This is a genomic window from Streptococcus sp. 22.1 (genome assembly GCF_016648645.1).
In the GTDB taxonomy this organism is placed as follows: Bacteria; Bacillota; Bacilli; order Lactobacillales; family Streptococcaceae; genus Streptococcus.
In genome coordinates, this window is the sequence record NZ_JACLQK010000033.1 from 1 (window position 1) to 12,849 (window position 12,849).

At 40.2% G+C, this 12,849-nt stretch carries 13 protein-coding genes; all 13 read right to left on the reverse strand.

Going from position 1 to position 12,849, the window contains the following annotated elements; genetic code table 11:
• Nucleotides 1-104: 104 nt before the first annotated feature.
• The 13 genes from dnaJ to H7U04_RS11050 all read right to left on the reverse strand — a co-directional run bounded on the left by dnaJ (nucleotide 105) and on the right by H7U04_RS11050 (nucleotide 12,739).
• Nucleotides 105-1,238, reverse strand: a complete 1,134-nt coding sequence (gene dnaJ, locus H7U04_RS10990) for a molecular chaperone DnaJ (protein WP_002886399.1) — start codon at nucleotides 1,236-1,238, stop codon at nucleotides 105-107.
• A 154-nt stretch (nucleotides 1,239-1,392) separates the two neighbouring features.
• The gene (locus H7U04_RS10995) at nucleotides 1,393-2,025 is read right to left on the reverse strand and encodes a DJ-1/PfpI family protein (RefSeq protein ID WP_110981014.1); all 633 of its coding nucleotides are present in this window, start codon (nucleotides 2,023-2,025) and stop codon (nucleotides 1,393-1,395) included.
• A 173-nt stretch (nucleotides 2,026-2,198) separates the two neighbouring features.
• Complete coding sequence (gene dnaK, locus H7U04_RS11000) at nucleotides 2,199-4,022, reverse strand: molecular chaperone DnaK (RefSeq protein WP_002886397.1); 1,824 nt, start codon at nucleotides 4,020-4,022, stop codon at nucleotides 2,199-2,201.
• An 84-nt stretch (nucleotides 4,023-4,106) separates the two neighbouring features.
• Nucleotides 4,107-4,631: a nucleotide exchange factor GrpE gene (gene grpE / locus H7U04_RS11005; RefSeq protein ID WP_064525640.1), complete on the reverse strand. Its 525-nt coding sequence runs from the start codon at nucleotides 4,629-4,631 to the stop codon at nucleotides 4,107-4,109.
• Nucleotides 4,632-4,669: 38 nt separating this feature from the next.
• A complete protein-coding gene (gene hrcA / locus H7U04_RS11010; protein ID WP_110981016.1) occupies nucleotides 4,670-5,704 on the reverse strand; it encodes a heat-inducible transcriptional repressor HrcA in 1,035 nt (344 codons plus the stop codon).
• A 188-nt stretch (nucleotides 5,705-5,892) separates the two neighbouring features.
• Nucleotides 5,893-6,477: a glycoside hydrolase family 73 protein gene (locus H7U04_RS11015; protein WP_002889706.1), complete on the reverse strand. Its 585-nt coding sequence runs from the start codon at nucleotides 6,475-6,477 to the stop codon at nucleotides 5,893-5,895.
• Nucleotides 6,474-7,271 carry a M15 family metallopeptidase gene (locus H7U04_RS11020; RefSeq protein ID WP_110981017.1) on the reverse strand — a complete coding sequence of 266 codons (798 nt, stop codon included), beginning with the start codon at nucleotides 7,269-7,271 and terminating at the stop codon, nucleotides 6,474-6,476. The genes H7U04_RS11015 and H7U04_RS11020 overlap by 4 nt, the downstream gene beginning before the upstream one ends.
• On the reverse strand, nucleotides 7,258-7,962 hold the full coding sequence (locus tag H7U04_RS11025) for a histidine phosphatase family protein (protein ID WP_110981018.1): 705 nt from the start codon (nucleotides 7,960-7,962) through the stop codon (nucleotides 7,258-7,260). Before H7U04_RS11025 ends, H7U04_RS11020 begins: the two co-directional genes overlap by 14 nt.
• A gap of 115 nt (nucleotides 7,963-8,077) precedes the next feature.
• Nucleotides 8,078-9,415, reverse strand: coding sequence for a PFL family protein (locus tag H7U04_RS11030; RefSeq protein WP_037604034.1), 1,338 nt, complete (start codon nucleotides 9,413-9,415; stop codon nucleotides 8,078-8,080).
• Nucleotides 9,416-9,432: 17 nt separating this feature from the next.
• Nucleotides 9,433-9,699, reverse strand: a complete 267-nt coding sequence (locus H7U04_RS11035) for an ACT domain-containing protein (protein ID WP_002886390.1) — start codon at nucleotides 9,697-9,699, stop codon at nucleotides 9,433-9,435.
• Between the two features lie 321 nt (nucleotides 9,700-10,020).
• Complete coding sequence (locus H7U04_RS11040) at nucleotides 10,021-11,238, reverse strand: CapA family protein (protein ID WP_060973120.1); 1,218 nt, start codon at nucleotides 11,236-11,238, stop codon at nucleotides 10,021-10,023.
• A gap of 164 nt (nucleotides 11,239-11,402) precedes the next feature.
• A complete protein-coding gene (gene srtB, locus H7U04_RS11045; RefSeq protein WP_049545168.1) occupies nucleotides 11,403-12,239 on the reverse strand; it encodes a class B sortase, LPKTxAVK-specific in 837 nt (278 codons plus the stop codon).
• A gap of 86 nt (nucleotides 12,240-12,325) precedes the next feature.
• The gene (locus H7U04_RS11050) at nucleotides 12,326-12,739 is read right to left on the reverse strand and encodes an LPKTxAVK-anchored surface protein (protein WP_002889684.1); all 414 of its coding nucleotides are present in this window, start codon (nucleotides 12,737-12,739) and stop codon (nucleotides 12,326-12,328) included.
• Between the last annotated feature and the right edge of the window lie 110 nt (nucleotides 12,740-12,849).

Here is a 12,849-nt window from a genome sequence, read left to right on the forward strand (position 1 = left end):
TTTAGGGGGACTTTTTTTGATACATCGCTAAAAGCTTTTCGGAACCACTAGCACAGCTAGTGGTTTTCGTAAGACAAGAAAAAGACGCCTTCAGCGTCCTTCCTTTATAAATCTTCTAAGGCATCCTTTACTTTATTGAAGAAACCTTTTTTCTGTGGTGCGATTTTTTCATCACCACTTGCTTTGGCAAATGCAAGGAGAGCTTCTTTTTGAGCATCGTTTAGCTTCGTAGGAGTTACAATTTTAACTGTAACGTGTTGATCCCCTTGTGAACCTCCACGCAGACGTGGAGCACCCTTTCCTTTTAGACGGAAAGTTTTGCCTGTTTGAGTTCCTGCTGGAATGGTCATCTCAACGTTTCCGTGAACTGTTGGTACTTCGACAGTGTCACCAAGAGCTGCTTGGACAAAGGAAATGTTAAGTGTATAGTAAATTGTTGATCCATCACGAGTAAACTTATCGCTTGGATTAACATTGATGATTACGAAGAGGTCTCCATAAGGACCACCATTGAAACCAGCTTCACCTTGACCCGCAAGACGGATTTGTTGACCTGTTTCAACACCTGCTGGAATCTTGACAGATACTTTGTGGCTTTGTTTTTCATGTCCTGTTCCGTGACAAGTTTGACATGGCTCTTTAATTTCTTGACCTGTTCCATGACAGACATCACAGGTTACTTGACGACGCATCATACCAAGTGGTGTTTGCGTATCAACATTGATAACCCCTTGACCATGACAGCGACCACAAGTTACAGGGCTTGTTCCAGGTTTTGCACCAGATCCTGAACATGTCTTACATGTCGCTTCACGATTGTAGTGAACTTCTTTTTCGGCACCAAAAATCGCCTCTTCGAAGCTTAGGTTGACACGGTACTGAAGATCATCACCTTGACGTGGAGCATTTGGGTTACGAGTAGCACCACCACCAAAAAAGCTAGAGAAGATATCCTCAAAGCCACCAAAGCCTGCACCACCATCGAAGCCACCAAAGCCTCCTTGACCACCAAAACCATTCGCACCATCTGGTCCGTATTGGTCATAGGCTGCACGTTTTTGGTCATCACTTAAAGTTTCGTAGGCCTCTTGGACCTCTTTATATTTTTCTTCCGCACCTGGTTCTTTATTAATGTCTGGGTGGTATTTCTTAGACATCTTACGATAGGCACGTTTAATTTCATCTTGAGAGGCATCCTTAGATACCCCAAGACGATCGTAATATTCGGTATTGTTCATACAAGATACTAAGAGCGAACAGAAAGCGACTGAAATTTAGGAAACCGACAAGAAATCATGATTTCTTAGGAGGTTTATCTAATTTCCTAGCTTTCCGCTCGTGTTCAATTTCTCGAACACTCTTTGTTCCTTTCTATAATTTTCATGTAAATCTTTAGAGGGTCTTTTCTATACTTCGCTTCACTTCATCAAACTCTTCGTCTGATAGAGTAAATATCAAATCCTCTTCAGCGTACTCGTTCTGTTCTTTAAAATAGTTGTCCGTATAATCTGACAACCCTAGACTAAGAATCACTTTTCTTGCAAACTCTTGATGTGCAAAGCCTATGGCTGTAATGATTTTTTTATCTTGTACAACCACTTTAGGTTGGAAATTTTCACGTGGAAGAAATTCAAAATAGTCAAAGAAGTTTTGCCAAATTCCACCTGTAAATTTCGTGCCGTTCAACAAGCCTGCTTTTGCCAATAAAAGAGGTGCTGACGAAATGGCCGCAATTAAGATATTTTGCTCACCAAGACCCCTCAAAAACGAAATCAATTTCTCATCCTGTAGAGCAGGGCCTATATTTACCATACCTGGCAAAATGACACAAGAATAATCTTCTATACGTACTTGATCCAATGTTTTCGTCGGTTGACAGGGCAAGCCGTCCTCAGATACCACAATCGAATAATCTGAGGCTACATAATCAATCGTTATATCGAAAGACAGAGCTAAAGTACTCGTTAAAGAGGCTATCTCATAGAGAGAAAAATTAGGATAAATGATACAAAGTACTTTTTTCATAAGCGACATCCTCTATTTTAGCGAAAAACAGAGGCTGGTTTGCAACCTCTGGATTTCTTTTTATCATTTACTAGCTAAGCTCAACACCTTACCGAACTGAGCACGCCCTAACCTCTTGGTGAAAAAGAGAAATCTTCCTATTTTCACTGTGAGGTTTTAACGGACTTTGCATCTTATTTTTCAGTAAACTCTCCGTCTACGACATCGTCGCCTGAGTTATCTGCTGTTTGTGCACCTTCTGCTCCTGCTTGAGCTTGTTGTGCTGCTGCAGCTTGTTCGTAAAGTTTAACTGCAAGAGCTTGAGCTTTTTCGTTAAGAGCTTCCAATTTAGCCTTCATGTCATCAAGATTACCTGATTCTTGAGCTTTCTTAAGGTCATCAAGAGCTGATTGAGCAGCATCACGTTCTGTGTCGAAGCCTTTACCTTCTGTTTCTTTGATTGTTTTTTCAGTCGCAAAGATAGCTTGGTCAACTTCGTTACGAAGATCTACTTCTTCTTTACGTTTTGCATCTGCTTCAGCATTTGCTTCAGCATCTTTCATCATCTTTTCAATTTCTTCGTCTGTCAAACCAGAGTTAGATTGGATGACAATTGTTTGTTCTTTTTGAGTTCCAAGGTCTTTAGCTTTAACAGATACGATACCGTTCTTATCAATATCGAAAGTAACTTCGATTTGTGGGATACCACGAGGTGCAGCTGGGATATCAGTCAATTGGAAGCGTCCAAGAGTCTTGTTATCCGCTGCCATTGGGCGTTCACCTTGAAGAACGTGGATGTCAACGGCTGGTTGGTTATCTGCTGCAGTTGAGAAGACTTGTGATTTAGATGTTGGAATAGTAGTGTTGCGGTCAATAAGTTTTGTGAACACTCCACCCATTGTTTCGATACCAAGTGACAATGGCGTTACATCAAGAAGGACAACGTCTTTGACATCACCAGTAATAACACCACCTTGGATAGCAGCACCCATGGCAACTACTTCATCAGGGTTAACTGATTTGTTTGGTTCTTTACCAGTTTCAGCTTTAACAGCTTCTACAACGGCAGGGATACGAGTTGAACCACCGACAAGGATAACTTCGTCAATATCTGACAAGCTCAAACCTGCATCTGAAAGGGCTTGACGAACTGGAGTTTTCGTACGTTCTACAAGGTCACGAGTCAAATCATCGAATTTCGCACGAGTCAATGTCATTTCCAAGTGAAGAGGTCCAGCCTCACCAGCAGTGATGAATGGCAAGCTGATTTGTGTTGAAGTAACACCAGAAAGGTCTTTCTTAGCTTTTTCAGCTGCATCTTTCAAGCGTTGAAGAGCCATCTTGTCTGTTGACAAGTCGATTCCATTTTCTTTCTTGAATTCTTCAACCATGTGGTCGATGATTTTTTGGTCAAAGTCATCACCACCGAGTTTGTTATCCCCTGCAGTTGCCAACACGTCAAAGACACCGTCACCAAGTTCAAGAATAGATACGTCGAATGTACCACCACCAAGGTCGAATACCAAGATTTTTTCTTCTTTATCAGTCTTATCCAAACCGTAAGCAAGAGCTGCTGCTGTTGGTTCGTTGACGATACGTTCTACTTCAAGACCAGCGATTTTACCAGCGTCTTTTGTTGCTTGACGTTGTGCATCGTTGAAGTAAGCAGGAACTGTGATAACTGCTTTAGTTACTTTTTCACCAAGGTAATCTTCAGCATAACCTTTCAAGTATTGAAGAATCATAGCTGAAATCTCTTGTGGTGTGTATTCTTTACCGTTTGCAGAAACTTTTTCAGAAGTACCCATCTTAGATTTGATAGAGATGATTGTATCTGGGTTTGTTACTGCTTGACGTTTTGCAGCGTCACCAACGATGATTTCACCGTTTTTGAATGACACAACAGATGGAGTTGTGCGGTTACCTTCTGGGTTTGCGATAATTTTTGATTCAGTTCCTTCAAGAACTGCTACTGCTGAGTTTGTTGTACCTAAGTCAATACCAATGATTTTAGACATATGTTTTTCCCCTTTTTACTTAATTTCTATTTTGCTTTTTTATCTTTCATTCATAGTTTTCTGTCATTTCGGACAAGTTTTCAATTAATTATATACAACTACCATAGCTGGGCGTAAGACGCGTTCGTGGAGTTTATACCCTTTTTGGAAAACTTGTGCAATCGTATCTGCTGGATGTTCATCATCTGCAGGCATTGTTTGAATAGCCATGTGGAAGTTATGATCGAAATCACCATCTGCTGGAATTTCTTCAATCCCTTCCTCTTTAAGAGCATGCACTAAACTTTCTTGCACCATTTCCAAACCTTTTTTGACATCATCAGTCAAGCCCTCAACGGCAAGAGCACGTTCAAGGTTATCAAGTGATGGCAAAATTGCTTTTGCCAAATCTTGGCTACGATACTTTTGCAATTGTTGACGTTCTTCATTAGAACGGCGCTGAATGTTTTGCATTTCTGCATGGGCACGAAGGTATTTGTTTTCAAATTCTTCGGCACGCGCTTGGGCTTCTTCAAGTTCAGAAGGTTCGCTTACTTCCTCTACAACTTCTTCAGTTGTCCCCGTAGCTTCCTCTTCTTTCACTTCTTCTTTTTTAATATCTTCAGTCAAGGCATACACCTCTTTCTATACTTTTTAAATGTTATATCTTAGCTAACTTCATAATGGTTACTATTGAGGTAACGGTAATAATCCGTCAACTTCATAACCAAAACTCTACTAATAACATTGACCAAACTAACCATGCGACGATAATCCATTTCAACTGGGCCAATCACATGCATGAGCGCCATCCCACGATAAGGAATCAGGAATTTATGACTCATAACTGTGACATTTGCAAGCGCTTCTTCAGTTGATTCTGCAACCGAAATCTTGGTCACTTCATCATCGGAGATAGCTGATCGAAGCTCAAGTGCCACATGTTGTGGATTGTCCAAAAATTGATAGGTTTTTAAGTCGGCATAGGTCAGTGATGCAACCTTACCTTCGATGAAAATCAATTCCTTAAAAAGTTGTGAAAAGATATAATCAAACAAATCTAGAACATTATCTGTTATCTTGAAATACTTTTGCACAATCTGAGGAATCTCAGTTCTCAATCGGTAATGGATATCTAAGACAGTGTTTCCCAAAAAACGTTCTTGAACAAGCTTATGAAGAATTTCCAAATCACTAGACAAGAAATTCTTTGGAATAGCAAACTGAACTGTCACAGGCTTAGATTCATCTAGAGTAAGAACCGCTAAAGCGTCGTGATTGGATAGATGAACAATGTCAAATCCAGTCAGACGTTGTCGTGTCGGTTCCACATCTTGAATCACTGCTGTGCATCCTGTCATTTCTGCCAGCAGCTTTGCCGCTGCATCCAAGATATCTTCAAGTTTAAAAGCTTCAAAGTCAAAAGCTTTAACCACTTGATAAACATCTTGTTCATCAATCGTATCAAGATTCAAAGAATTAGCGACAAAATACTGGAAACCTGCTCGGCTTGGCATACGCCCACTAGAAGTATGAGCTTTTTCAAGATAGCCCATTTTTTCTAGCTTGGCCATGTCATTACGAATAGTCGCTGAACTCGAATCAATTGATTCTTGTAACGCTTTAGAACCAACCGGTTCATGTGTACGAGTGAACATCTCAACTATCAAATTCAAAATAGTGTTTTGCCTTTGCGTAATCACGATGTCACCTCATTTCTATTTATTAGCACTCTAACACGTCGACTGCTAACTTATGATTCTATTATACACCTAAACTTGAACATGTCAACCCAAAAAACCAAAAAATTAGCACTCTTTTTGAGAGAGTGCTAAAAATACATCTCAAGACCTAGAGAAGCAAAAAAGAGCACCTCCGAGGTACTCTAATCTTATCGATCATATTTTGACAAATGATAGGTCTCAATAATAGATATGAGGTGTTTGGCGTAATCTGGATCACTGCTAAAACCCGCAGCTTGTAGTTTTTCTGCCGCAACTTTATAACTAGTTGTTCCTGCCACCTCTTTATAGGTCGACTCGCCCCACGTTCCTTGGCGAAGTTCTTCTAAATAAGTCATCATAGAACTTGACCAATCCTTAAAAACTGCAAAATCCACCTTTTGGTATTGCCATTTCCCTTTACTGTAGATACTATCCTTTAAACGAATACGTTCTTGACCCGGCTGAGCTAGCAGACTGTAGATGTTATGGTATTTAACAGATAAAAGACTGCTACCATAATTCGACTCATATGCAGCTTGGCTAAGGAGAATTGACGCTGGCACACCATAGTTTTTGGACATCTTTTGAGCTGTTGGAGCTAAGGTCTCAATAAACTCTTGCTGCGTGTAAGCAACCTTTACCGAACGAGCATTATCATCTGTAGAGGCATGAAGAATCAAAGGTAAGACAATACCTAAAGCGAAAACAGCAACTAAGGTTATGAAGGCTTTTAGTTTAAAACGTCGTCTCACTTAGCTTTCTCCTTTAATAATGCCAAATATTCCTCCAAAGTAAGATTATGTTCAGTCATATACTCTGCTGACTCTTTACCAACATAGCGGAAATGCCAATCCTCGTAACCTACACCAGTTGATGATGTTTTACCATCTGGAAAACGAAGAACAAAGCCATATTTCGGCGCTAACTCTTTAACTTTAGCTACTGTATCTGGATCTGCTTCATTTAAGCTATCTACAGTACTCATATCAATCGCAAGACCCGTCTGGTGTTCACTCGCTCCTGGTGGTTGTGAATAGGTTTGAACCTTTTTCTCCGCCTGAGACTCCGTCAAACTTGGGTCAGCAGCCATTTCCTGCTGAACATAACTGTTATAAAGTTCTGTCTGATAAGCAACACTACGATAACCTGATATCAAGTGGTAACTTGGATCAATTTCTTGAGCAGCTGCTAAAAACTCCTTAACATTCTTAGCAATTCTCGCATCTACAGAAACACCATCGACATCAACAATCTCAGGATTAAGTTCTTTAGACTTATTATCTCGATTTACCAAAAGCAATTCCCAGTCTTTAGGCGATACATCAGGTAGTCCCTTTGTATCCTTGCTTCGAGTCGCATCGGTAGCTTGCTTACTACTTTTTATTACCGACGATCCATTGGTTTGTTGAACAGTACGACTGACACCAAATACTGAATAAAGTCCTGCTGCAACTAAAAGGACTGCAATCAAGACACTACTGATAACCAAAAACCAGTTGGTTTGCTTTTTCGCCTGACGGCGACTTGGATAGTTATTTTTTACCATTTTCTTTTTCTATTATCTCTCGCCCAACCTGACGATAAGTCATATCGCCAAGTGCTTCTAATGTAAATTTACCATTTTCATAAGCAACAACAGTAACCGAACCGTTGTCCAATGAAGGATGCTCGACAGAAGGATCAATTAACCAAGCAAAGGTTGCAATGGTCATACCGTGACTAACAACGATAGCATTACCACCACCAGACCTATCAAGATCCTCAGCAATAGCTGTAAACCCTTCTATAATACGTTTTCTGAGCACTTCCCAAGACTCTGCCCAACCAGCCGTATCCACATCAAGGATGCCTTGTGCAAGTTCAGGATAAGTTACCTCATGCAAATCCTTACCTTGAAAAGCATCTGTTCTCGGTAGCACACCGTAGAAAAGTTCACCATCATAGCCACCATCTAAACTACCAAAACACCACTCACGAATACGTTTGTCACGTTTATAAGGAATAGTTTCCAAACCCGTCTCACGTAAAATGATATCCATAGTTTGAATCGTTCGACCTGAATCACTAGAATATGCAGCTTTAAAAGGAATACCTGCTGCTTTCAGACCTACCCCCAATTCACGAATACCTTCTTCACCGAATGGGGTCAAAGGGCTATCAGACCAACCTTGTGCACGACCAATGGTGTTAAACATCGTTTTGCCATGTCTCGCAATATATAACCTAACCTTACTCATAGCGCCCCTTCTTTCCGTCATTTTTGAATTCATTATAGCACAAATCCCCTCGACTATCTAGCCAGCGAGACCATCAGAAAATGCCTTACCAATTGGCAAAGCATTTATCATCCGTTTAGTTTTTAAAGCTGTGAACAGGAGCTGGGATTTGACCACCACGCGCAATGAAGTCAGCCGATGAAGCTTTGTTTACCTTCATTACCGGTGCATACCCAAGAAGACCTCCAAGTTCCAGCATGTCACCTTCCTTACCATAAGGAATAATACGAACAGCTGTTGTTTTCTGGTTAATAACACCGATAGCCGCTTCATCAGCAATCATGGCCGCGATTGTAGTATCTGGCGTATCAGCAGGAATAGCAATCATGTCTAGACCAACAGAACAGATAGCTGTCATAGCTTCCAATTTTTCAAGGTTGATATGACCAGATTTAACAGCCGCAATCATCCCCTCATCTTCAGAAACCGGAATAAAGGCACCTGACAAACCACCAACTTGGTTACATGCCATGATACCACCTTTTTTAACTTGGTCATTAAGAAGGGCTAGAGCTGCAGTAGTACCATGTGTACCAACAACTTCAAGACCCATCGCTTCAAGGACACGGGCTACTGAATCACCAACTGCTGGTGTTGGCGCAAGAGACAAATCTACAATACCGAACTCGACACCAAGACGTTCACTGGCCATTTGACCAACCAACTGACCAACACGTGTGATTTTGAAGGCAGTCTTCTTAACTGTTTCAGCTAAAACATCGAAACTTTCGCCTGGAACTTTCTCAACTGCACGTTGCACAACACCAGGACCTGAAACCCCAACATTGATTACAACATCAGCCTCACCAACACCGTGGAAGGCACCTGCCATAAATGGATTATCTTCAACCGCATTGGCAAAGACAACCAACTTACCTGGACCCATTGGATCTTCCTGAGAAGCCTCTTTGATGATACGCCCCATGTCACGTACTGCTGTCATGTTAATACCAGTCTTTGTTGAACCAATGTTGACAGACGAACAGACAAAATCAGTCTCAGCAAGCGCACGTGGAATAGAATTGATAAGAATCTCATCACCTTTTTGGTAACCCTTTTGAACGAGCGCAGAGAAACCACCAATAAAGTTAACGCCGATTTCCTTAGCTGCTCGGTCAAGCGCCTTCGCAAAAGGTACATAGTCTGTAGCATCTGTTGCCGCACCGATGATTGAAATCGGAGTAACAGATACACGTTTATTAACAATCGGAATACCAAGTTCAGCCGCAATCTCGTCGCCAACAGTTACCAAATCCTTAGCCTTAGATACAATCTTGTTATATACTTTTTCCGCTGCCTTATCGATATCTGAATCGATACAGTCTAGGAGTGAGATTCCCATGGTAATGGTACGAACATCAAAATTCTGTTCCTCAATCATGGCAATGGTTTCTGTGACCTGTTTAATATCCATTTTAAGCTACTCCTATCTTACAAGTTGTGCATAGCATCAAAAATTGCTGAACTTTGGATGTTGATTTTAACGTTCAATGACTCACCAAAGGCTTCCAATTCAGCACGTAGGTGTGTAAAATCTTGTTTGTCTTCTGATGATACAACCGCCATCATGGTAAAGAATTCATCAAGAACTGTTTGAGAAATATCATCAATATTCAAGCCAAGTTCTGCCACCTTAGTCGCAACACCCGCAACAATACCTGATTTGTCCTTACCTACAACTGTAATAATCGCTTTCATGAGAAGCCTCCATCATTTTATTTTGTATAATTTTAGCATATTTTGATTAAAAATGCTATTTTTTATGAAATTTGCATATTTTTTCTTGAAAAAGACGAATGTTTCAGAGAAATTTAACTAATATCGTTTATAAAAACACCCTCTCTTTGACTCAACTACTTGTGGATAAACTTGTTCACAACCTAAATAATATCTCTCTTATAAAACCTTGAAAAATCAAGATTCAACACTATCAACAGACTTTTCCACACCTGTGGATAAGTCTGTGGGTAACTTGTCGATAAACAAAAAATATCGCCATTTTCAGGCGATATCTTAGCTTTATTTCCATTTTAAATTAACATGGGCATTCATTTCTTTATAGGCAGTATCTATACGCTCTTTGGTTTCTTCATCCAGTTTATTTCTATATTTACCACCCTTAATGAAATCCTCTAAAATATAAGTTTGGTAAGTATACAAAGGGTATCCCTCTGGTGAAGTTGTTCCTTTAGGCGTACGGTTAACCCAAGTCGGATGCGCTTGAGCAGTCTTAATCGTGGTTTGACCATTCTTTTTCTCAAGGGTGACATCCATTAAGACACCCCTCTCTGTCCACTCTGCACTATCCACACCATCCATGGTCTCTATGCGCTGGTTTGAGATGAAATTCCCCATTGAGTAAATAATAAGTTTTTGCTGTCCATCCTTTTTAACCACCTCAGAAGGTTCTACCACATGAGGATGACCTCCAAAGATAATATCAGCACCCCAATCAATCATCTTATGATAGAGTTTAACCTGTTCATCTGTCGGTTCCAAACGATATTCAACACCCATCTGAGGCATGATAACCGTGATATCTGCTTCTTTTTCGGCACGCTGAATCTCGGCTTTCATACGTTTTTCATCCAAATTCGATAAGTGGTCTGCAACCTCTTTATCCGTCAAGTTCGACTCTAGGCCATTGTAACCATAAGCATAGGAAAGTATTGCAACCTTAATCCCATTAACATTCTTGATGAGGAGTGGCGCCTTGTCTCGTACCGGTTTTTCGTAAACACCAACAGGATCAATTCCCACTTTTTTAAAAGCATCAGCCGTTGTAAAAGCTCCCTCTAAACCAGAATCCAAGATATGGTTATGAGCCAAATCCATAACATCATAACCTGCATCCTTAATAGCTGCTGTCACTGATTGAGGAGCATTAAACAGAGGATAGCCTGACAAAGGATAATCAGGATTAATCGTTCCCTCGAAATCACCCAAAACCAAATCAGCCTGCTTTAACCACGGCTTCACATAAGTAAAATTCTCCGTGAAATCATAGCTGCCATCTGCCTGCAGGGCACTCATATAGAGACCGTCATGATAGAGCAAGTCCCCATTAGCCATGATACGTGCTGTCTGTACCTGGTTTGAGGCATTCTTTTGCTGTTCATTCTTACTATGAACAATTAAAATCTCAAGAAAAAGCAAACCTAAGACGAGAGCAATCAACCCCATCAAAATCTTATTAGTCATCGCATTGTCACGCTTTTTAGCCTGGCTCTGTTTCATAATACTCTCCTTTTTCATACTTCTAGTGTACCAAAAAAACTTATCCATTGATGATAAAAAAGATTAATAAACGGTTACATCTCAATTCCATGACGATTGAAAGCATCAGTTTTCTTAGACAAGATAAAAACTCTACTTCATACGAAGTAGAGTTCTGTTAATAATTAGCGTGTTGGTGTGTATTCCAAATCTTTACCATGTTTAGCTACAAAATCAGACATTTCAGAGTCTGGAATTTGACGCAAGTAGAGATTAGCACGAATCGTTTCATCTTCCTCACGACAAGTCGAAAGAACGAGGTATTTATCTGAAGCACTAACCTTCAAATCCTTGTTTTTTACACTTGCTTGATCATAGATGATATCCAACTGTTGTTTAAAGTCTTTATCGCTTTCAAATGATGTACGATAGAAAGCTGTGTCTTCAGGCACAATTACCATAGCAAGCGCTTCATAATAATACTTACGTTGAGGCGTCTCAATAACAACATATTTGTGTTTATCAAAGAACGACTGATCACTATAGTAGTTAACATCGTTGAACATACGACTATCAGCAACCTTACTGCCTCGAGCATGACCGAAGAGCCATGTCAAACGATCGCTGAAATCTTTCTTATTGTCTGTATCCATGAAGACCGTTCCCAAATATGGAACGTTTCCTCCATCAAATGTTTTATCTAAATAGGTTGAATTGTCGGTTGTTTGAACAACTGGCTCATCCAATTTAGTCCCTGGTGCATAGACATAAGCGATAGTATCAGGGTTTGTCGCCTCAAGACCATCAAATTTATTTTTGAGGTAGGCTTTCTCCTCATCTGAAACTTTATAAGTGTTTGCTTTTTTAGTCGTTAAAACACTCTTAACACCATTAGAGGACGATGCTGTCGGAGACATAAACTGGAAGCCAAGGAAGACAGCCAAAGCAGCAATGACTAAGGCTGAAATCCCAGCAATCAGTTTTTTGCGAGATCCAGTAGATTTACGATTATGATTACTCATGAAATGTCAAATCCTTTTCTTTATCCATAGAAAAATATCACCGAAGCCCTAGCCCCAGTGATATTCTTTTTAGCAATAGCAGTTAATTATTTAACAGCTGCTGTGTTTGGAAGAGCTTTAGCTTCAGCTTTAGCTGCTGGAGCTTTCTTTTCTGCAGCTTTAACAGCTTTAGCTTCTTCTTTAGCATCTTTGTTAGCGTTAGCTTTATCAGTAACTACAAATTCATCTTTGATGATGTTTCCGTTAGCATCACGTTTTGGTTCGATGTGTTCACCAGCATCTTCAAATTTTTGTTTAGTTGAATCTGCGTCAACGTTGTTAAGACCATCTTTAGCAGCTTGAGTAAGACCACCTTCGTTGTTTGTGAAGAAGTCACCACCAGTTGCTTCAGTTTTGTTATCAAGGTTTCCAGTGTGAACGTTACCGTCGTTAGCGAAAACTGCTGCTGATGAAGCGAATACTGCAAGAACTGCAGCTGATGTAAGCAATACTTTTTTCATAATTGTTTCTCCTCTAATGGATTATTACTGTCTCATATACACATAAGACGCTGCCGCCGATCTACTCAGTGTAGATCTCGCTCGTCGACGTATCATTAAAAAAAAAATCG

Bases quoted from the DNA above. Each gene is read 5' to 3' on its own strand.
- H7U04_RS11020 (WP_110981017.1), bottom strand. From the start codon at position 7,271: ATGGTAAAAAATAACTATCCAAGTCGCCGTCAGGCGAAAAAGCAAACC.
- srtB (WP_049545168.1), bottom strand. From the start codon at position 12,239: ATGAGTAATCATAATCGTAAATCTACTGGATCTCGCAAAAAACTGATT.
- dnaJ (WP_002886399.1), bottom strand. From the start codon at position 1,238: ATGAACAATACCGAATATTACGATCGTCTTGGGGTATCTAAGGATGCC.
- H7U04_RS10995 (WP_110981014.1), bottom strand. From the start codon at position 2,025: ATGAAAAAAGTACTTTGTATCATTTATCCTAATTTTTCTCTCTATGAG.
- H7U04_RS11025 (WP_110981018.1), bottom strand. From the start codon at position 7,962: ATGAGTAAGGTTAGGTTATATATTGCGAGACATGGCAAAACGATGTTT.
- H7U04_RS11030 (WP_037604034.1), bottom strand. From the start codon at position 9,415: ATGGATATTAAACAGGTCACAGAAACCATTGCCATGATTGAGGAACAG.
- dnaK (WP_002886397.1), bottom strand. From the start codon at position 4,022: ATGTCTAAAATCATTGGTATTGACTTAGGTACAACAAACTCAGCAGTA.
- H7U04_RS11050 (WP_002889684.1), bottom strand. From the start codon at position 12,739: ATGAAAAAAGTATTGCTTACATCAGCTGCAGTTCTTGCAGTATTCGCT.
- H7U04_RS11040 (WP_060973120.1), bottom strand. From the start codon at position 11,238: ATGAAACAGAGCCAGGCTAAAAAGCGTGACAATGCGATGACTAATAAG.
- H7U04_RS11035 (WP_002886390.1), bottom strand. From the start codon at position 9,699: ATGAAAGCGATTATTACAGTTGTAGGTAAGGACAAATCAGGTATTGTT.